The sequence below is a fragment of the Pseudomonas sp. ok272 genome (assembly GCF_900109995.1).
GTDB lineage: Bacteria > Pseudomonadota > Gammaproteobacteria > Pseudomonadales > Pseudomonadaceae > Aquipseudomonas.
In genome coordinates this window covers 11099-31535 of sequence record NZ_FOCB01000008.1, presented here as the reverse complement: position 1 = coordinate 31535, position 20437 = coordinate 11099, and the positions used below count along the sequence as shown (strand labels likewise).

Here is a 20437-nt window from a genome sequence, read left to right as displayed (position 1 = left end):
TAACTTTACACCGTCTGTCACATAGGCTCGCGTGAATATGTCGATTAGCCATCAACGAATACGGGTAAAAATCCTTACTTCCGGCAGGCATACAACCTACAACCCAAGGCTTCAGGCATCCACCATTGCCATCGCTTCCTCGACATCCACGGCAACCAGACGCGAACATCCCGGCTCGTGCATCGTCACCCCCATCAGTTGATCGGCCATTTCCATGGCGATCTTGTTGTGGGTGATATAGATGAACTGCACAGTCTGCGACATCTCTTTGACCAATCTTGCATAACGTCCAACGTTAGCGTCATCCAGCGGGGCGTCAACTTCATCGAGCATACAAAACGGTGCCGGATTGAGTTTGAAGATCGCGAATACCAGCGCCAGTGCCGTCAGGGCTTTTTCACCGCCCGACAACAAATGAATGGTGCTGTTCTTCTTGCCCGGTGGACGCGCCATGATCGTCACCCCTGTATCGAGTAGATCTTCGCCCGTCAGTTCCAAATAAGCGCTGCCGCCACCGAAAACTTTTGGGAACAACGCCTGTAATCCGCCATTGATCTGATCAAAGGTATCTTTGAAGCGGTTACGGGTTTCCTTGTCGATCTTGCGAATAACGTTTTCCAGGGTGTCGAGCGCTTCCACCAGGTCGGCGTTTTGCGCATCCAGGTACTGCTTGCGCTCGGACTGCTGCTGATACTCGTCGATGGCCGCGAGGTTGATCGCACCCAGGCGCTGGATCCGCGCCGCGATACGTTCGAGTTCCTCCTCCGCCGCCGATTCGTTGGCGTCGCTCAGCAGCGTGGCGAGCACCCCATGCAGATCGTAGCCGTCCTCAAGCAGTTGATCCTGCAAGGTCTTGCGGCGCACGGTCAGGGCCTGCCATTCCATACGCTGCTGCTCAAGCTGACCGCGAATCAGCTGCGATTGCTGCTCGGCCTGGGTGCGGCGCTTCTCGGCTTCACGCAGTTCGCGATCAGCGTCTTCAAGGGCGATCTGCGCCGTACGCAGCTCTTCGTCGACACTCATGCGCTTGTCGAGCAACTCTTCAAGCTTGAGCCGTAACTCTTCCAGCGGCGCCTCACCCTCTTCCAGGTTGAGGCTCAACTGTTCGCGTTTTTCCGTCAGGCGTTCGGACTGCAGTTCCAGGCGCTCCAGCGCCTGGCGGGTGGAGTCGTGTTGCGCCTTGAGTGAGCCCAGGCGCACCGCCAACTGATGGGCGTGGTCCTTATGCTGGCGAGCCTCCTGGCGCACACGGTCCAGGCGCTCGCGCAGGCTGTCGCGCTGGGCCAGCAACAGTTCGCGCTGCTCGGTATCCAGCGCCATGCTGTCGAGGGCGTCCTGCAGTTGCAGGCGCGCTTCGCCGATCTGTTCGTGTTCCAACTCACGCTGTTCGCCCAACTCGCCCAACTCTTCGTCGAGACGAGTGCGGCGCAGCATCAATTGCTCGGCCTTGGCCTTGCCGGCAGACAACTGGGCCTTCAGCTCGCCCTGCTGCCGCGCTTCGTCCTGCAGCAAACGGCGCAAGTGCTCGCGGCCGTTTTCTTGCTGGCGCTGCTGGGCCCGCAGGTTCTGCAACGTGGTCTCCAGGGTTTCAACGCTGGCCTCACGCTCTTCACGTTCTAGCCCAAGACCCTGGATTTCCTGGCCTCGGGCCAGCACGCCGCTTTCAGCTTCACTGGCGCGGCGCACCCGCAAGAAGTGCCGACCGACCCAGTAACCGTCGCGACTGATCACGCTCTGCCCCGCCGCCAACTGAGCGCGCAGCGCCAAGGCCTGCTCAAGGCTGTCCACCGGCGTGACCTGTCCCAGCCAGGGCGACAGATCGACCTGTGCCTCGACCTTGTCCAGCAGGCTGCCCGGGGCACGCAGGCCATCGCTGGCCGGGCTGAGCAAGCGCAGATCGCCCTGGGTGAACCCGGCCAGGTCAAAATCGCCAAAGTCATCCACCAGCACCGCTTGTAGATCGGCGCCGAGCACGGTTTCCACCGCCAGTTCCCAACCCGCTTCAACCTTCAAGCCTTCGGCCAGGCGCGGGCGCGCGACCAGGTTCTGCTCGCGCAACCACTCGGCGGTTCCGGTACCTGGATCGAGCGCCGCTTGCTGCAACGCTTCAAGCGAGGCCAGCCGGCCATTGAGACGCTGTAGGTCGCCCTGGGCCTGCTGCTGATTGGTCAGGGCCAGTTGCAGCTCCTGACGCAACTGCTCAAGGCGCTCGACCTGCGCTTCTTCGCTGGCCTGCAAGTCTTCGAGGGTCGCTTCGCTGGCCGCCAGTTGTTCGCTGAGCTCAAGGATCGCCGCGTCTTCAGGATTGGCCGCCAACAAGTCACGCTCTTCCGCCAACCGCCGCTGACGCTCGGCCAGGCGCTCCACGCTGGTTTCCAATTGCTGGATGCGCGACTGCTGAACCTCCGCCTGTCGACGGGGTTCAGCGGCGGTCAGGTTGAAGGTGTCCCACTGCTCCTGCCAACCGTGCATGGTGGACTCGGACGCTTCCAGCAGGGCAGCGGCTTCTTCGGCGGCAGCGTGGGTGACTTCTTGCTCGGGAGTGAGCAGGTCCAGCTCTTCGCCCAGGGTCAACAGCAAGGTGCGGTCGTGGCCCAGGTGGGATTCGGTTTCCAGGCGGGCGCGCTCGGCTTCCTTGAGGTCGTCCTGCAGCTGGCGCAAGCGTTGCTGGCCGTGCTGGATGCTCTGCTCGACCCGGGCGATGTCGCCACCGACCGAGTAGAAACGCCCCTGCACCAGATTGAAGCGCTCGGAAAGCTCATGATGCCCATCGCGCAAGCGTTCGATGCTCGCATCGGCGTTGCGCTGCTCGGCCACCAGGGCTTCGAAGCCCACTTCCTGGTTGCCAATGATCGCTTCGCGCTGACCCACCTGCTCGTTCAAGTCCTGCCAGCGCAACGCCGACAACTGAGCCTTGAGCTGACGCTCCTCGGCCTTGTATTCCTGGTACTTCTTCGCCGCCTCGGCCTGGCGATGCAGGCGTTCGAGCTGGCGCTCCAGCTCTTCGCGCAGGTCAGTCAAGCGCTCTAGGTTTTCGTGGGTGCGGCGAATACGGTTTTCGGTCTCGCGGCGGCGTTCCTTGTACTTGGAGATGCCTGCCGCTTCCTCGATGAAGTTGCGCAAGTCCTCGGGCTTGGACTCGATCAGCTTGGAGATCATGCCCTGCTCGATGATCGAATAGCTGCGCGGCCCCAGGCCGGTGCCGAGGAAGATGTCGGTGATGTCGCGACGACGGCATTTGGTGCCGTTGAGGTAGTAAGTGGTCTGGCTCTCGCGGGTGACTTTACGGCGAATGGAGATTTCCGCATAGGCCGCGTACTCGCCGAGCAGCGTGCCGTCGGAGTTATCGAAGACCAGCTCGATACTCGCCTGGCTCACCGGTTTGCGCGTGGTGGAGCCGTTGAAGATGACGTCGGTCATCGACTCGCCACGCAAGTTCTTGGCCGAGCTCTCGCCCATCACCCAACGCACGGCATCGATGATGTTCGACTTGCCGCAGCCATTGGGTCCGACCACTGCCGCCATGTTGCTGGGGAAGTTCACCGTGGTCGGATCGACGAAGGATTTGAACCCCGCCAGCTTGATGCACTTGAGCCGCACGCTTAGGCGGCCGGCAACGCAGACAGCACCAGCTCGCAACTGCGCTGGGCGTATGCCGAGAGCACCACGCGAATCTGCGGCAGGTCACGGGCCAGCACCGCCGCCAGCAAGCGCTCGAACAGTTCGAGGAACTCGCTCATCTCGGCCTTGCGTTGTTCCAGGGCCAGGAAGTAGGCGCGGCTCATCGCCGGCTGCAGGTTCTCGACGGTCTCCTGCAGGTACGGGTTGTTGGCGAACGGGTACGCCGCACGCATCACATTGAAGCTGTCATCGACGAAGGTGCGGATGTCCTGGCGCTCCAGGCTGGCACGCAGGCGCTGCTGGATCTGCAGGAACGGCGCCATGTCGGACTGCAACTGCCAGCCACTGGCCACGGCATTGCCCAACAGAATGTACAGCTCGCTCATCAGCGTGCACAGGCTTTGTACCTTGTGCGCGGTGAGTTCGGTGACATGGGCGCCACGTCGCGGCAGGATCGCGATCAGGTGGCGGCGCTCAAGGATCAGCAAGGCTTCGCGGACCGAACCGCGACTGACATTGAGTGCCAGCGTGACCTTCTGTTCCTGGATGCGCTCTCCCGGCTTCATTTCGCCGCAGATAATGCGCTCGGCGAGGTGGTGAGCGATTTGCTCGGCGAGGCTGTCCGGCGCCTTGAACGTCATGGTTGTCCTTCAAACTTTCGATCTGCACAAGCGGCGCAGTGTAGCGCACTTGATGGCCTATGACGCAGGGCCAGCAGTGCAGAAGTTGGCACGATGCACGCAAAAAGCGAGGTAGCCCCAAAGGGTCAATAATCAATGAAACGCGTGTTGATCGGAAAAAGCCAATTTCCTGACCCTGAAGTCAGAAAATGATTGACCGAAAAGTCAGACCTGATAGATTCGGCTTTCGTCGATCAACAACAATAATGAGTCTGCGAGGCCTTCCGTGATCCAGTTTTTACTAAACCAGGAGCTCCGTAGCGAGCACGCCCTGGACCCGAACCTGACCGTGCTGAACTATCTGCGCGACCATTTGGGCAAACCCGGTACCAAAGAAGGCTGCGCCAGCGGTGACTGTGGCGCCTGCACGGTGGTGGTCGGTGAGTTGCAAGCCGATACCGACGGCCGCGAACACATTCGCTATCGCAGCCTCAACTCGTGCCTGACATTCGTTTCGTCACTGCACGGTAAACAACTGATCAGCGTCGAAGACCTCAAGCACCAAGGCCAACTGCACAGCGTGCAGCACGCCATGGTCGAGTGCCACGGCTCGCAGTGCGGCTTTTGCACCCCAGGCTTTGTCATGTCGCTGTTTGCCCTGCAAAAAAACAGCGACGCCCCCGACGCTCACAAAGCCCATGAAGCCCTCGCCGGCAACCTGTGCCGCTGCACCGGCTACCGGCCGATCCTGGAAGCCGCCGAGCAGGCCTGTTGCGGCAAGCAGCCGGACCAGTTCGATGCCCGCGAAACCGAGACCATCGCCCGCCTCAAGGCCTTCGCCCCGACTGACATCGGCGAACTCAACAGTGGCGACAAACGCTGCCTGGTGCCGCTGACCGTCGCCGACCTGGCCGATCTCTACGACGCTTACCCGCAAGCCCGCTTGCTGGCCGGCGGCACCGACCTGGCGCTGGAAGTCACCCAATTCCACCGCACCCTGCCGGTGATGATCTATGTTGGCAACGTCGCCGAGATGAAGCGTATCGAGCACTTCGACGACCGCCTGGAAATCGGCGCCGCCACCGCCCTGTCCGACTGCTACGACGCCTTGAAGGCCGAGTACCCGGACTTCGGCGAACTGCTGCAACGCTTCGCCTCATTGCAGATCCGCAACCAGGGCACCCTGGGCGGCAACATCGGCAACGCCTCGCCCATTGGTGACTCGCCACCGTTGCTGATCGCCCTCGGCGCCCACATCGTCCTGTGCAAGGGCGACACCCGCCGCACCCTGGCGCTGGAAGACTACTTCATCGATTACCGGGTCACGGCGCGCCAGGAAAGCGAGTTCATCGAGAAGATCATCGTGCCGCGCGCCAGCGCCGAACAACTGTTCCGCGCCTACAAGGTCTCCAAACGCCTGGACGACGACATTTCCGCCGTGTGCGCAGCCTTCAACCTGCGCATCGACAACGGCGTGATCAGCGATGCCCGCGTAGCCTTCGGCGGCATGGCCGCCACCCCCAAGCGCGCCAAGCGCTGCGAAGCGGTGTTGCTCGCCGCCCAGTGGAACCAGGCCACCGTCGAGCGCGCCTGCGCCGCCCTGGCCGAAGACTTCACGCCGCTCTCGGACTTCCGTGCCAGCAAGGAATACCGCCTGCTCAGCGCACAGAACCTGTTGCGCAAGTACTTCATCGAACTGCAAACACCGCACATCGAGACTCGGGTGACCGCTTATGTCTAATCATCACGCTGTAGAGAAGACCCAAGCCGAACTGGCGCAACTGTTTGCCCAGGACCTCACCACCGGCGTCGGCCGCAGCGTCAAGCACGACAGCGCCACCAAGCATGTGTGCGGGGAAGCGCAGTACATCGATGACCGGCTCGAATTCCCCAACCAACTGCACGTCTACGCACGGCTGTCGGATCGCGCCCACGCCAGGATCATCAGTATCGACACCCAGCCCTGCTACGCCTTCGAAGGTGTACGCATCGCCATCACCCACAACGACATACCGGGCCTCAAGGACATCGGTCCGCTGCTCCCCGGCGACCCGCTGCTGGCCATCGATGATGTGCAGTTCGTCGGCCAACCGGTGCTCGCCGTCGCCGCCAAAGACCTGGAAACCGCACGCAAGGCCGCGATGGCGGCGATCATCGAATACGAAGACCTGGAACCGGTGCTGGACGTGGTCGAGGCCCTGCGCAAGCGCCACTTCGTGCTCGACAGCCACACCCACCAGCGCGGCGACTCCGCCACCGCCCTGGCCAGCGCCGAACACCGTATCCAAGGCACCTTGCACATCGGCGGCCAGGAACACTTCTACCTGGAGACCCAGATCTCCTCGGTAATGCCCACCGAAGACGGCGGCATGATCGTCTACTGCTCCACGCAAAACCCCACCGAAGTGCAGAAGCTGGTCGCTGAAGTGCTGGACGTGTCGATGAACAAGATCGTCGTCGACATGCGCCGCATGGGCGGCGGTTTCGGTGGCAAGGAAACCCAGGCCGCCAGCCCCGCGTGCCTGTGCGCGGTGATCGCGCACCTGACCGGCCAGCCGACCAAGATGCGCCTGCCCCGGGTCGAAGACATGCTGATGACCGGCAAGCGCCACCCGTTCTACGTCGAATACGACGTGGGCTTCGACAGCACCGGGCGCCTGCACGGCATTGCCCTGGAACTGGCCGGCAACTGCGGCTGCTCACCTGACCTGTCGGCGTCCATCGTCGACCGCGCGATGTTCCACTCGGACAACTCGTACTACCTGGGCGACGCGACCATCAACGGTCACCGCTGCAAGACCAATACCGCGTCAAACACCGCCTACCGTGGCTTCGGCGGCCCGCAAGGGATGGTCGCCATCGAGGAAGTGATGGACGCAATCGCCCGGCACCTGGGCCGGGACCCGCTGGCGGTGCGCAAGGCCAACTACTACGGCAAGACCGAGCGCAACATCACTCACTACTACCAGACCGTCGAGCACAACATGCTCGAAGAGATGACCGCCGAACTGGAAGAAAGCAGCCAGTACGCCGAGCGCCGCGAAGCGATTCGCCGCTACAACGCCAACAGCCCGATCCTGAAGAAGGGCCTGGCGCTGACCCCGGTGAAGTTCGGCATCTCGTTCACCGCCAGCTTCCTCAACCAGGCCGGTGCCCTGGTGCACGTCTACACCGACGGCAGCATCCACTTGAACCACGGCGGCACGGAGATGGGCCAGGGCCTGAACATCAAGGTCGCCCAGGTGGTGGCCGAAGTGTTCCAGGTGGACATCGACCGGGTTCAGATCACCGCGACCAATACCGACAAGGTGCCCAACACCTCTCCGACCGCCGCCTCCAGCGGCGCCGACCTCAACGGCAAGGCCGCCCAGAACGCCGCCGAGATCATCAAGCAGCGCCTGGTGGAGTTTGCCGCGCGGCACTACAAGGTCAGCGAAGAGGACGTGGTGTTCCACAACGGCCACGTGCGGGTGCGCGACCACATCCTGACCTTCGAAGCCTTGATCCAGCAGGCCTACTTCGCCCAGGTCTCGCTCTCCAGCACCGGCTTCTACAAGACCCCGAAAATCTTCTACGACCGCAGCCAGGCCCGCGGCCGTCCGTTCTACTACTTTGCCTTCGGCGCGGCGTGCTGCGAGGTGCTCGTCGACACCCTGACCGGCGAGTACAAGATGCTGCGCACCGACATCCTGCATGACGTCGGCGCCTCGCTGAACCCGGCCATCGACATCGGCCAGGTCGAGGGCGGCTTCATCCAGGGCATGGGCTGGTTGACCATGGAAGAGCTGGTCTGGAACAACAAGGGCAAGCTGATGACCAATGGTCCGGCCAGCTACAAGATCCCGGCGGTGGCCGACATGCCGCTGGATCTGCGGGTCAAACTGGTGGAGAACCGCAAGAACCCGGAAGACACGGTGTTCCACTCCAAGGCCGTGGGCGAGCCGCCGTTCATGCTCGGCATCGCGGCCTGGTGCGCGATCAAGGACGCTGTCGCCAGCCTGGGCGACTACAAGCACCAACCCAAGATCGACGCGCCGGCCACACCGGAGCGGGTGCTGTGGGGGTGTGAGCAGATGCGCCAGTTGAAGGTGGCAAAGGCGACCCAGACCGGAGCCGAGCTGGCGTCGTCCTGAAACCGCGTCGCGAAGAAGCCCGAACAGACAACACAGATGTCGAGGTGAACATGTACAACTGGATCGACGCCCTCGCCGACCTGCAATCCCGGGGCGAGCCCTGCGTGCTGGTGACCATCATCGAAGAACTCGGCTCTACCCCGCGTAATGCCGGTTCGAAGATGGTCATCAGCGCCACCCAGACGTTCGACACCATCGGTGGCGGCCACCTGGAATACAAGGCCATGCACATCGGCCGCGAGATGCTCGCCGCCGGCAAGCAAGACACCCACCTGGAGCGCTTCAGCCTCGGCGCCAGCCTGGGCCAGTGCTGCGGCGGCGCCACCGTACTGCTGTTCGAACCCATGGGCCAGGTGCAAGCACAGATTGCCGTGTTTGGTGCCGGCCACGTCGGCCGGGCGCTGGTGCCTTTGCTGGCCAGCCTGCCCTGCCGCGTACGCTGGATCGACTCGCGCGAAGCCGAGTTCCCCGAGCAGGTCCCCCTTGGCGTGCGTAAAATCGTCAGCGAGGAGCCCGTGGACGAAGTCGACAACCTGCCCGCTGGCAGCTACTGCATCGTCATGACCCACAATCACTCGCTCGACCTGGAGCTCACGGCCGCGATCCTCAAGCGCAACGACTTCACCTACTTCGGCCTGATCGGCTCGAAGACCAAGCGGGTGAAATTCGAACACCGCCTGCGCGACCGCGGTTTCGACAGCAGCACCGTGCAACGCATGCGCTGCCCGATGGGCATCGGCGAAGTCAAAGGCAAGTTGCCCGTGGAAATCGCCATCTCCATCGCCGGCGAAATCATCGCCACCTACAACGCCAACTTCGGCCAGCAGACCGTGCGCGCCGAACCGATTGCCAAACTGCTGCCGGCCTCTCGCCGCAGCCAAGCCACACGCTGAGAACATTCCATGCCCTTGACTCGCAAAGCCTACCGCGCCGCCATCCTGCACAGCATTGCCGACCCGGCCGTGGTGGGGATCGAAGCCTCGTACGAGTACTTTGAAGATGGCCTGCTGATCACCGAGAACGGCCGCATCAGCGCCGTCGGCCCGGCCAGCGAACTGCTCGCCAGCCTGCCCTCAGACGTTGAAATCACCCATTACCAGGACGCCCTGATCACCCCGGGACTGATCGATACCCACATCCACCTGCCCCAGACCGGGATGGTCGGCGCCTACGGCGAACAGTTGCTGGACTGGCTCAACACCTACACCTTCCCGTGCGAAAGCCAGTTCGCCGACAAGGCCCACGCCGAACAGGTCGCCGATCTCTTCATCAAGGAATTGCTGCGCAACGGCACCACCACGGCGCTGGTGTTCGGCAGCGTGCACCCGCAGTCGGTGGACGCATTCTTCGAAGCCGCGCAAGCGCTCGACCTGCGCATGATCGCCGGCAAGGTGATGATGGACCGCAACGCGCCGGACTACCTGACCGACACGGCCGAGTCCGGCTACCGCGAAAGCAAGGCGCTGATCGAGCGCTGGCACGGCAAGGGTCGCCTGCACTACGCCGTCACCCCGCGCTTTGCCCCCACCAGTACCCCGGAGCAACTGACCCTCGCCGGCCAACTGCTGGCCGAGTTCCCTGACCTGTACATGCAGACCCACATCAGTGAGAACCTGCAGGAGATCGAGTGGGTCAAGGAACTGTTCCCGGAACGCAAGGGCTACCTGGACGTCTACGACCACTACAACCTGCTGGGCGAGCGCTCGGTGTTCGCCCACGGCGTGCACCTGTGCGACGACGAATGCGCGCGCCTGGCCGAAACGGGTTCGGCAGTCGCCTTCTGCCCGACCTCGAACCTCTTCCTGGGCAGCGGCCTGTTCAATCTGCCGATGGCCGAGAAGCACAACCTGAACGTGGGCCTGGGCACCGACGTTGGCGCCGGCACCAGCTTCTCGCTGCTGCACACGCTGAACGAAGCCTACAAGGTCATGCAACTGCAAGGCGCACGCCTGAGCCCGTTCAAATCGCTGTACCTGGCGACCCTGGGCGGTGCCCGCGCCCTGCGCCTGGAAGACCAGATCGGCACCCTGCACCCCGGCACCGACGCCGACTTCCTGGTACTGGACTATAACGCCACGCCACTGCTCAGCTACCGCCTGAAACAGGCGAAGAACATTGCCGAGACGTTGTTTGTCTTGATGACGCTGGGGGATGACCGCACGGTGTTGCAGACCTACGCCGCAGGCAACCTGGTGCACCAGCGCTAAGGTTCACGGGCATAAAAAATCCCCGGCAACCGTGGGTTGCCGGGGATGTTTGTCTCGCCTCTCAGACCGCCTTCGCGAGCGGGCTCGCTCCCACAGGGCTTTGTGAACACTGGCCCAATGTGGGAGCGAGCCTGCTCGCGAAAGCCGCACCACCGTCGATCAGGCTTTAGCGGTTGGCCGCCCCGGCTTCTTGGTCTGCAGCAAATGCGAGAACACCGCGTGCAAATCGTCTGAAGCGCTTTCCTCGTCGAGGTTGAGCTTGCTGTCGATGTGGTCCATGTGATGCATCATCAGGTCCACCGCCAGTGTCACATTGCGAGCTTCGATGGCGTCGATCAGTTGGGTGTGCTCATCGTACGAGCAGTGCGAACGGTTGCCGCTTTCGTACTGGGCGATGATCAGGGACGTCTGCGACACCAGGCTGCGCTGGAAGCTGATCAGCGGGGTGTTCTTCGCCGCTTCCGCCAGTTTCAGGTGGAACTCGCCGGACAGCCGGATGCCCGCACCACGGTCGCCACGGGAGAAGCTGTCGCGCTCGTCATTGACCATCTGCCGCAACTCGGCCAGCTCTGCCGCACTCGCATGCTCGACCGCCAGTTCGGTGATCGCCCGCTCGACCAGGCGCCGTGCCAGGAACACCTGGCGCGCTTCTTCGACACTGGGACTGGCCACCACCGCGCCACGGTTGGGTCGCAGCAACACCACGCCTTCATGGGCCAGGCGCGACAACGCGCGACGAATGATGGTGCGACTGACTCCGAAAATTTCCCCCAGCGCCTCTTCGCTCAACTTTGTACCGGGCGCCAGGCGTTGTTCGAGGATGGCCTCGAAGATATGTGCGTAGACCATATCGTCCTGGGTTCCGCTGCGGCCGGCTTTGCCTGCTCGCGGTTGTTTCTTGAGGGGCTGCAACTGTTCGTTCATGGGTTCTCGGGTCGGAGGAACTGCGGCGATCAGGCGATGACTGTAATACGACACAGCGGGTCGCGGGCAAGTTTTGCGTAAAAAACACGGCGCATTGTACACAACCTCAGGTGGCAACACACTGTATGGCCGTTTACGCCAGCGGCTGTATTGCAACGATAGGTTACGTTTGAGTTTAGGCTTCGTCCCACAATACGAAACATCCGCACGAAGGAATCCCACCGTCATGAACGACGCCACGCACACACGACTTCGTCCCCTGGCCGATACGTCGCCCTCAGCCATCGTCGCCGGTTTCATCGCGATGATGACCGGCTACACCAGCTCGCTGGTCCTGATGTTCCAGGCCGGGCAATCCGCCGGCCTGACCACGGGACAAATTTCTTCATGGATCTGGGCGATCTCGATTGGCATGGCGGTGTGCTCGATTGGCCTGTCCCTGCGTTATCGCACCCCCATCACCATCGCCTGGTCGACACCCGGCGCGGCACTGTTGATCACCAGCCTGTCGGGGGTGACCTACGGCGAGGCGATTGGCGCCTACATCACCTGCGCCGTGCTGGTGACGATCTGCGGCATGACCGGCAGCTTCGAACGGCTGATGAAAAAGATTCCCGCCTCGCTCGCAGCGGCCTTGCTGGCCGGGATTCTGTTCAAGATCGGCAGCGAGATTTTTGTCGCCGCCCAGCACCGCACCGGCCTGGTGCTGGGGATGTTCTTCACGTACCTGGTGGTCAAGCGCCTGTCGCCGCGCTACGCCGTGCTGGCCGCGCTGCTGATCGGCACTGCGCTGGCGGGCGTGATGGGTCTGCTGGACTTCACCGGCTTTCAGCTCGAAGTCGCGACACCCGTGTGGACCACCCCGCACTTCTCACTCGCGGCGACCATCAGCATCGGCATCCCGCTGTTCGTCGTGGCCATGACCTCGCAGAACATGCCCGGCATCGCCGTGCTGCGCGCCGATGGCTACGACGTTCCGGCCTCGCCGCTGATCACCAGCACGGGCATCGCCTCGTTGCTGCTGGCACCGTTCGGCTCCCACGGGATTAACCTGGCGGCCATCAGTGCGGCGATCTGCACCGGCCCGCATGCCCACGAGGATCGCAACAAGCGTTACACCGCGGCGGTGTGGTGCGGGATTTTCTACGGCATTGCCGGGACCTTCGGCGCCACACTGGCCGCCTTGTTCGCCGCCCTGCCCAAGGAACTGGTGCTGTCGATTGCGGCGCTGGCGTTGTTCGGCTCGATCATCAACGGCCTGAGCATCGCCATGAGCGAGGTCAAGGAGCGGGAGGCTGCGCTGATCACCTTCATGGTCACGGCATCGGGGCTGACACTGTTTTCCATCGGTTCGGCATTCTGGGGGATTGTCGCGGGGGTGGTGACGCTGCTGATTCTCAACTGGCGTAAAGCATAAGGCATAAAAAAACGGCGACCCTTGGGTCGCCGTTTTTTCTAGAACATCAAGCGACCGAATTGATCGGCTTTTCCGGGTACCAAACGTCCAGCAGCGGGCTGACTTCAGCGCTCTTCAGTTCGCTACGCGACTTGAGCCACGCTTCTACGGCGGCACGCTGTTCAGCGCTCACCGAGCCACGCTTCTGCAGGCAAACCAGACCGTAGTCGTCGCCGCCAACATAACCCAGACCGTTGGCTTCCATGGCTTCTTTGAGGAAAGCGTCGAGGAAAGCGTCAATGGCTTCTTCAGACAGGCCTTCGTTGAAATCCAGGTTCAGTTCGAAACCCAGCTCTTGAAATTCATCAACGCACAGCTTTTTGCGCAGACGCTGGGAACGGTTAGTCGCCATTGGAACAATCCTCATAAGTAATTACGGCCGGCACTCTAGCATTTTCAGCCACTGATTGCCCGTCTCTCTGGGGGGCGGGCGCTACCGCCGGTAAAAAAAATAGAGGTTTAGGCTCCTCCAGTACGGCACAAGCCGCTATACCTTGGGCATAATGCCGACACTTTCGTGACCACAGAGGGAATTTATCTTCATGCCCTCATCTTTTTTTCCCCTCGGCTGTAGGGTTTATTTCATATGATCAAATCTTTGCGTCCCTTGTTACTGGCCAGTCTGCTCGTGCCACTGGCCTTCCCGATCAGCGCCGCCCCCGTCAATACCACCCTGACACCCAATGTCGAAAAAGCCCTCAAGGCCAGCAAGCTGCAGAACAACGCCCTGTCGCTGGTGATGATCCCCCTCAACGGCCCCGGCACCCCCACTGTGTTCAACGCCGACGTCTCGGTCAACCCAGCCTCCACCATGAAGCTGGTGACCACCTACGCGGCCCTGGAAATGCTCGGCCCCAACTATCAGTGGAAGACCGAGTTCTACACCGATGGCACCCTGAACGGCGGCATCCTGCACGGCAACCTGTACCTCAAGGGTGGCGGCGATCCGAAGCTGAACATGGAAAAGCTCTGGCTGCTGATGCGCGACCTGCGGGCCAATGGCGTACAGCAAGTCACCGGTGACCTGATCCTGGACCGCAGCTTCTTCAACCAGCCGCTGTTGCCAACGTTCAACGACGACGGCAACGACGAGAACAAGCCGTTCCTGGTCAAGCCCGATGCACTGATGGTCAACCTCAAGGCCCTGCGCTTCGTGGCACGCAACGATTCGGGCCGGGTCCTGGTCTCCGTCGAACCGCCGATTGCCAACATTCGTGTCGACAACCAGGTCAAACCCATCAGCGGCAAGCAGTGCACCGGTGGCGTGCGCTACAACCCAGTCACCCAGGCCGATGGCAGCGTGATCGTGACCGTCGCCGGTCAGTTGGCCGATGGCTGCAGCTCGCAGACCTACCTGTCGCTGCTCGATCACGCGACCTACACCGCCGGCGCCGTGCGCGCGATCTGGCAGGAGCTGGGCGGCAGCATCCAGGGCAAAGACCGCCAGGGCGCGGTTCCCAAGGATGCCAAGGTGCTGGCCCGGGCGTTCTCGCCGGACCTGGCAGAGATCATCCGCGACATCAACAAATACAGTAACAACACCATGGCCCAGCAGTTGTTCCTGAGCCTTGGCGCGAAGTTCCGCAACGACGCCGATGGCGACGATGCCAAGGCCGCCCAGCGAGTGGTGCGCCAATGGCTGGCGAAGAAAGGCATCACCGCGCCGCACCTGGTGATGGAGAACGGCTCCGGTCTGTCCCGCGCGGAGCGGGTCAGCGCCCGGGAAATGGCGAGCATGCTGCAAGCCGCCTGGAGAAGCCCGTACTCGGCCGAGTTCGAAAGCTCGATGCCGATTGCCGGCACCGACGGCACCATGCGCAAACGCCTCAAGACCACCGCCATGCGCGGCGAAGCCCACGTCAAGACCGGCACCCTGAACACCGTGCGCGCCATCGCCGGCTTCAGCCGTGACAACAACGGCAACACCTGGGCCGTGGTGGCGATCCTCAACGACAAAGCCCCGTTTGGCGCGTCCTCGGTGCTCGATCAGGTGCTGCTGGACCTGTATCGCCAGCCGAAACTGGCGGCAGCGCCGTCGGCGTTGTAGGCCTGGGCTCAAGGTGAGAGCGGGCCGGGTCAGTCAATGATGATATTGGCGCAGCTCAATTCCTTGTAGGAGCGAGGCTTGCCCGCGAAGGTGGTAAGCCTGGCGACATCGATGTTGAATGGGTTGGCCTCTTCGCGGGCAAGCCTCGCGCCTACGGGCTCAACCCAGATTCCTGCTCGCGATGGCGGTGACGAACGGCATGGCTAAGACCGTTGCTCCCACATGTTGACCGCGTTCTGCCTTTTAGGGCAGCTCTTCCTCCACCCGATCCCGACCCGCCTGCTTCGCCGCGTAGACCCCGGAATCCGCGCGCAACAGCAACGCGTCCGCCCCCTCGCCCAGACGCCAACTGGCAATCCCGAAACTGGCCGTCGCCGTGCCCAGGCCATCAATCGGCGTCGCCCGCAGGCTTTGCCAAAGCTCGACCGCCAGGGTATAGGCCTGCTGGCCGTCAGCGTCCGGGCACAACACCATGAACTCCTCGCCGCCCAGGCGACAGAACACGTCTGTGCGGCGCAAACGGTGGCTGATGCGCTCGCAGATTGCCTGCAACACCCGGTCACCGGCCGCATGGCCATACACATCATTGACGCGCTTGAAGTGATCCAGGTCCAGCATGATCACCGCCAGTTGCCCGCCGCTGCGCTCCACCCGCGCCATTTCGGTGCTCAGGCGCTCCTGGAAATAGCGCCGATTGTGAATCCCGGTCAGCGAGTCGGTCACCGACAAGGCTCGTAACTCTTCCTCGACCCGCTTCATGTCCGATACATCTGAGATGTAGCCATGCCACAGCACCCCGCCGCCGGGCAGTTCCTCCGGGGTTGCCTCGCCACGCACCCAGCGCAGGCCGCGTGTGGGCAACAGCACGCGGTACTCTTCGCGCCACGGGCTGAGTCGTTGCGATGAGACGCGGATCGAGGCCCGTACGCGACTCACATCTTGCGGGTGAATGCGCTCAAAAATTGCCTCGGCGCTCTTGAGCAATACCTCTGGCTCCAGCTCGTAGATATCGCGGATGCCATCGCTGGCGTAGATCACACTGAAGTGACCGTCGGCCGCCATCTTGAACTGGTAGATCCCCCCCGGCACATGGGCGCTGAGTTTCTTGAGCAACAGGTCCCGCGCCGCCAGCGCCTCGTGTACACGCTTGCGCTCGGTGATATCGATACAGATCGCCAGATGCCCCACGCGCAGGCCATGCTCATCGAGTACCGCGGTGGCCAACATGTTCACCAGCACATGGCTGCCATCCTGGCGCACCAGGGTCCACTCGCGAGCCTGCTGATCGTGCGGGTCGCCACTGTCCAACCACATCGCCTGGCTCGCCGGTACCGGCCACCCGTGCAGCAGGCTCAGCTCGGCGGCACGCGCCGCCAGCTCCTTGGGCAGATGCAGGCTGTGCAGCGCGGTCTGGCCGAGCACCTCATCGGCGCGATACCCGAGCATCTGCTCGGCCCCGGCATTGAAGGTTGTAATCACCCCCCGCAGGTCGGTGGCAATGATCGCCACCTGAGTCGCCGCATCCAGCACGCCCTGCAACTGGGAGTGCGCCTGGCGCAACTCCTGCTCACGTGTGCGCAATTCGCGGGTGCGCTGCTCCACCAGCGCCAAGGCCCGTTGGCGCTGGCTGACCAGGATGTACAACAGAGCACTGAGCAACAGGCTCAGCAAGCCTCCCATCACCACCAGGCTATTGATCGTCGACTGGTTGGCCTGCTCGAACGCGGCGCTGGTACGAATATCAAGGTCGTAGACCTGGTCCCCCAGGCGCAGGATCGAGCTATATCGCAGCGGCTGACTGGCGACTGCATTGCTTGAGGCGTAGAGCACTTGCGGCTGGCGATCGGCGGACTGGCCTTGAATGTCGACAACCAGGTTGTCCTGGCTTTGCAACGGAAAACCGTCGGCCACCAGTTGCCGCATGCTGATGACGGCCAATACGTAGCCCTGCAACCCCGTACTGCCATCGACCGGGTGACCCACGACAGACTCTATCAGCAGCACGCCATGGGCGTATTCAGGGTCGACACCCGTCAACTGCAGTGGTTGCGACACCACCATCACCCCCAGGTCGCGGGCTTTCTCCAAGGCGGCGTGACGCTCGGGCTGGGCCAGCAGGTCCAACCCCAGCGGCGCGCCGGACACACTCAGTGTCTGGCTGTACAACAACGGCGCGTATTGCGCGCGCGTCGCTGCCACGTGCGTATTGCCCGCGGCATCGATATCGAGAATGGAAAACTGCTTGAGACCCAGAGCTCGCGCTTGTTGCTCGAACTCAGCGCGGTGCTCCCCCGACACCAACGGCACCCAGCCATAGGCCAGGGTGCGCTGTAGCAAGGGTTGGGTGTACCCGTCGAACTCTTCCTGCGAGACCGCATCGGAGTTGACGAAAAAACGCCGCAGGCTGTCCAGGCGCTGCTCCTGCTCCTCGAAGCGCTCGGTGATCCGACTCTTGCGCTCACTGACCAGCAGTTGGAAGCGTTGCGCCACCTGCTGGTGATAAGCATTGAGTGTGGCCCACGCCAGCAGGCCCGTCAGCATCCCGCCGGCCAGCAAAACCAGCAACGCGATGAGCCAGGCCGAAACATCTTCACTGATGAAGCCCAGGATCTTGGGTCGAGCGGGGTGCGACAGCATAGGCAACACTCGGAACGCCTGCGTGCGGTGATGTCACTTGGCTACTTGACGTTATAGCCATCAACCATCCGCTTGGCTAGCGCCAAAAGCCCATAGAGCCCAGAAAAATCAAGGCCCTATGGATCCAATCGATCAGCGCGCCATGATTTTCCAGGCACGGTGGATCTTGCTGTTACGGGCAAAGTCCGGATCGATGGTGTGTGCGGTGATTTCCTCGACGGCGTAGCGGGCCGTGAGGTTTTCTTCGAGCTCGAACTTGCGGAAGTTGTTGGAGAAGTACAACACCCCGCCCGGTGCCAGGCGTGCCATGGCCAGGTCCAGCAACTGCACGTGGTCGCGTTGCACGTCGAAGATGCCTTCCATGCGTTTGGAGTTGGAGAAGGTCGGCGGATCGATAAAGATCATGTCGAACTCATCGCGGTTGCTCTCCAGCCAGGCCATCACGTCGCCCTGCTCCAGGCGATTCTTGTCCGAGAACCCGTTCAACGACAGATTGCGACGCGCCCAGTCCAGGTAGGTCTTCGACAGATCGACGCTGGTGGTACTGCGCGCCCCGCCCTTGGCCGCGTGCACGCTGGCGGTGGCGGTGTAGCAATACAGGTTGAGGAAGCGCTTGCCGGCCGCCTCTTTCTGAATGCGCATGCGCATTGGCCGGTGGTCCAGGAACAGGCCGGTATCGAGGTAGTCGGTCAGGTTGACCAGCAACTTGACGCCGCCTTCGTTGACCTCGACGAACTTGCCCTGGGCACTTTGACGCTCGTATTGCTTGGTGCCGCTCTGCCGCTCACGGCGCTTGACCACCACACGGTTCTTGTCGATGTTCAGCGCCTGGGGAATGGCGGCCAGGGCATCGAACATCCGCGCCGAGGCCTTTTCCGGGTCGATGGATTTCGGCGCCACGTATTCCTGCACGTGAACCCAGTCGTGATACAGGTCGATGGCCATCGAGTATTCAGGCATATCGGCGTCGTAGACACGGTAGCAGTCGATGCCTTCACGCTTGACCCACTTGCCAAGGGCCTTGAGGTTCTTCTGCAGGCGATTGGCGAACATCTGCCCACCTTCGCTCAGCCGTGGCTGCTCGACCACTGGAACCGGCGCTGGTGCCGGCTTGATCGGGTTGCCGTTCTTGTTGTACTGGCGCTCTTGCGGCTCGCTCGGGGCCTGATCGTAGGCTGCCTGCTCGCGTTCGGCCTGGCGCTGCTCCGGGGTACGGCGCTCGCCAGTGACAAATTGATCGGGCAGCACCTTGATCAGCAACAGCTTGCACGGCAAGGCACCGTTCCAGAACGCGTACTGCTTGTGGCTGCGAATGCCCATGCGCTTGCCCAGGTCCGGCGCGCCGGTGAACACCGCCGCCTCCCAGTTCAGGCAAGCCTGGCGCAGGCGTTCGCCAAGGTTCTGGTAGAGATAGAGCAAGCTCGCCTCGTCGCCCAGGCGCTCGCCGTACGGTGGGTTGCAGATCACCAGGCCTTTCTGGTTCTGGTCCGGACGCGGCTCGAAGGTCGCGACTTCGCCCTGGTAGATCTTGATCCACTCGCTCAGGCCCGCACGCTCGACGTTGTTGCGGCCCGGCTGGATCAGCCGTGGGTCGGCTTCATAACCGCGAATCCACAGCGGTGGCTTGGCCAGGCCGGCAGCGGCGCGAGCAGAGGCCTCTTCATGGAGTTTTTTCCACAGCGCCGGTACGTGCCCCAGCCAGGCGGTGAAGCCCCATTGTTCACGGCGCAGGTTGGGCGCCATGTCGGCCGCGATCATCGCCGCTTCCACCAGGAACGTACCGACCCCGCACATCGGGTCGGCCAGCGCGCCGCCTTCAGCCGCGATACGCGGCCAGCCGGAACGAATCAGAATCGCGGCCGCGAGGTTTTCCTTCAGCGGCGCCGCGCCTTGCTGCAGGCGATAGCCACGCTGGTGCAGGCTGTGACCGGACAGGTCGAGGGACAGGATCGCTTCGCCACGGTCCAGGCGCAGGTGAATGCGCAGGTCCGGGTTGAGTTTGTCGATGGATGGACGTTCGCCCGATGGGGTGCGCAGCTTGTCGACAATGGCGTCTTTGACTTTCAACGCGCCGAAGTGGGTGTTGTCGATGCCCGAACCATGGCCACTGAACTCAACGGCCAGGGTGCCGTCGTTGAGCATATGGTCTTGCCATTCGATATCCAGCACGCCGTGGTACAGGTCTTCGGCGTCCTTCATCGGGAACCGCTTGAGGACCAGCAGCACCCGGTTGGCCAGGCGCGACCACAGGCACAGGCGATAAGCGGTCTCCATGGTGGCCATGCCGCGCACGGCCGAGGTGTGCTCGCGCGCTTCCTCAAGGCCAAGCCCGACGGCTTCCTCGATAAGCAGGCCTTCGAGGCCCTTGGGGCAAGTGAGGAAGAGTTCGTAACGATCAGTCATCGGGAAGCCTTTGGCTATACGTGAACGGGCAACGCATTGCCCGCTCGGTTTTCAATCAAGCGCTTTTCTAAAAGAGCGCTCGCGTGGCACGAAGGTGTGCCGTCCCACCCTGGCCGCTCATCCGCCAACTGGCTGGAGTGAGCTTAGATGCCCGGGCAGATAAAAAATTGGTTGCAACAAAATGTCTTAACTCGACCCTTCGTCGAATAGTACCCGAGCATCACGGGCGGACATTGGTACGCAAGCCTGCACCGGATGCTGTGGCCAAAGGCCGATCATAGCGGGCTTTGCCCAGCAAACGGGTACAGCGGTGTTTTTTCTTATGGCTTTAGCACCAATATCGTTACGTCCTTATGACAAAACGATCATTCCCTCGATGTGACGCATTG

General features: G+C 62.4%; 12 protein-coding genes. 6 read left to right on the top strand and 6 right to left on the bottom strand.

Annotation, left to right across the window (positions count from 1 at the left end; genetic code table 11):
• Positions 1–111: 111 nt before the first annotated feature.
• Both smc and BMW74_RS13230 read right to left on the bottom strand, forming a co-directional pair.
• On the bottom strand, positions 112–3600 hold the full coding sequence (gene smc / locus BMW74_RS13235) for a chromosome segregation protein SMC (protein WP_093420646.1): 3489 nt from the start codon (positions 3598–3600) through the stop codon (positions 112–114).
• A 2-nt stretch (positions 3601–3602) separates the two neighbouring features.
• The gene (locus tag BMW74_RS13230) at positions 3603–4262 is read right to left on the bottom strand and encodes a GntR family transcriptional regulator (RefSeq protein ID WP_093420642.1); all 660 of its coding nucleotides are present in this window, start codon (positions 4260–4262) and stop codon (positions 3603–3605) included.
• Positions 4263–4527: 265 nt separating this feature from the next.
• On the opposite strand from BMW74_RS13230, the gene xdhA reads away from it, so the two are divergent.
• From xdhA to guaD, 4 genes are read left to right on the top strand one after another with little or no spacing between them, the layout of a single operon-like run.
• Positions 4528–5982 carry a xanthine dehydrogenase small subunit gene (gene xdhA, locus BMW74_RS13225; protein WP_093420637.1) on the top strand — a complete coding sequence of 485 codons (1455 nt, stop codon included), beginning with the start codon at positions 4528–4530 and terminating at the stop codon, positions 5980–5982.
• Positions 5975–8374, top strand: a complete 2400-nt coding sequence (gene xdhB, locus BMW74_RS13220; protein ID WP_093420632.1) for a xanthine dehydrogenase molybdopterin binding subunit — start codon at positions 5975–5977, stop codon at positions 8372–8374. Before xdhA ends, xdhB begins: the two co-directional genes overlap by 8 nt.
• Positions 8375–8424: 50 nt before the next feature.
• On the top strand, positions 8425–9267 hold the full coding sequence (xdhC, locus tag BMW74_RS13215; protein ID WP_093420627.1) for a xanthine dehydrogenase accessory protein XdhC: 843 nt from the start codon (positions 8425–8427) through the stop codon (positions 9265–9267).
• A 9-nt stretch (positions 9268–9276) separates the two neighbouring features.
• On the top strand, positions 9277–10581 hold the full coding sequence (gene guaD, locus BMW74_RS13210; protein ID WP_093420622.1) for a guanine deaminase: 1305 nt from the start codon (positions 9277–9279) through the stop codon (positions 10579–10581).
• 159 nt (positions 10582–10740) lie between these two features.
• Here the strand turns inward: guaD and BMW74_RS13205 are convergent, their stop codons facing one another.
• Positions 10741–11505, bottom strand: a complete 765-nt coding sequence (locus tag BMW74_RS13205) for a GntR family transcriptional regulator (protein ID WP_093420617.1) — start codon at positions 11503–11505, stop codon at positions 10741–10743.
• A 226-nt stretch (positions 11506–11731) separates the two neighbouring features.
• On the opposite strand from BMW74_RS13205, the gene BMW74_RS13200 reads away from it, so the two are divergent.
• Complete coding sequence (locus tag BMW74_RS13200; RefSeq protein ID WP_093420612.1) at positions 11732–12922, top strand: benzoate/H(+) symporter BenE family transporter; 1191 nt, start codon at positions 11732–11734, stop codon at positions 12920–12922.
• 46 nt (positions 12923–12968) lie between these two features.
• On the opposite strand, the gene BMW74_RS13195 is transcribed toward BMW74_RS13200, so the two are convergent.
• The gene (locus BMW74_RS13195) at positions 12969–13313 is read right to left on the bottom strand and encodes a YggL family protein (RefSeq protein ID WP_093420608.1); all 345 of its coding nucleotides are present in this window, start codon (positions 13311–13313) and stop codon (positions 12969–12971) included.
• Between the two features lie 234 nt (positions 13314–13547).
• Here BMW74_RS13195 and dacB point away from each other — a divergent pair, with 234 nt between their 5' ends.
• The gene (gene dacB, locus BMW74_RS13190) at positions 13548–15008 is read left to right on the top strand and encodes a D-alanyl-D-alanine carboxypeptidase/D-alanyl-D-alanine endopeptidase (protein WP_093420603.1); all 1461 of its coding nucleotides are present in this window, start codon (positions 13548–13550) and stop codon (positions 15006–15008) included.
• Between the two features lie 243 nt (positions 15009–15251).
• Here dacB and BMW74_RS13185 read toward each other — a convergent pair whose 3' ends face one another.
• Entirely contained in the window at positions 15252–17645 is a 2394-nt protein-coding gene (locus tag BMW74_RS13185) for a sensor domain-containing diguanylate cyclase (protein ID WP_093420598.1), read from the bottom strand.
• A gap of 132 nt (positions 17646–17777) precedes the next feature.
• Positions 17778–20048, bottom strand: coding sequence for a bifunctional 23S rRNA (guanine(2069)-N(7))-methyltransferase RlmK/23S rRNA (guanine(2445)-N(2))-methyltransferase RlmL (gene rlmKL, locus BMW74_RS13180; RefSeq protein WP_093420594.1), 2271 nt, complete (start codon positions 20046–20048; stop codon positions 17778–17780).
• Between the last annotated feature and the right edge of the window lie 389 nt (positions 20049–20437).

What these genes read in the sequence shown, in the direction of transcription:
- BMW74_RS13185 (WP_093420598.1), bottom strand. Translation starts at nt 17,645, where the DNA reads ATGCTGTCGCACCCCGCTCGACCCAAGATCCTGGGCTTCATCAGTGAA.
- xdhB (WP_093420632.1), top strand. Translation starts at nt 5,975, where the DNA reads ATGTCTAATCATCACGCTGTAGAGAAGACCCAAGCCGAACTGGCGCAA.
- rlmKL (WP_093420594.1), bottom strand. Translation starts at nt 20,048, where the DNA reads ATGACTGATCGTTACGAACTCTTCCTCACTTGCCCCAAGGGCCTCGAA.
- BMW74_RS13230 (WP_093420642.1), bottom strand. Translation starts at nt 4,262, where the DNA reads ATGACGTTCAAGGCGCCGGACAGCCTCGCCGAGCAAATCGCTCACCAC.
- BMW74_RS13195 (WP_093420608.1), bottom strand. Translation starts at nt 13,313, where the DNA reads ATGGCGACTAACCGTTCCCAGCGTCTGCGCAAAAAGCTGTGCGTTGAT.
- BMW74_RS13205 (WP_093420617.1), bottom strand. Translation starts at nt 11,505, where the DNA reads ATGAACGAACAGTTGCAGCCCCTCAAGAAACAACCGCGAGCAGGCAAA.
- dacB (WP_093420603.1), top strand. Translation starts at nt 13,548, where the DNA reads ATGATCAAATCTTTGCGTCCCTTGTTACTGGCCAGTCTGCTCGTGCCA.
- xdhC (WP_093420627.1), top strand. Translation starts at nt 8,425, where the DNA reads ATGTACAACTGGATCGACGCCCTCGCCGACCTGCAATCCCGGGGCGAG.
- BMW74_RS13200 (WP_093420612.1), top strand. Translation starts at nt 11,732, where the DNA reads ATGAACGACGCCACGCACACACGACTTCGTCCCCTGGCCGATACGTCG.
- guaD (WP_093420622.1), top strand. Translation starts at nt 9,277, where the DNA reads ATGCCCTTGACTCGCAAAGCCTACCGCGCCGCCATCCTGCACAGCATT.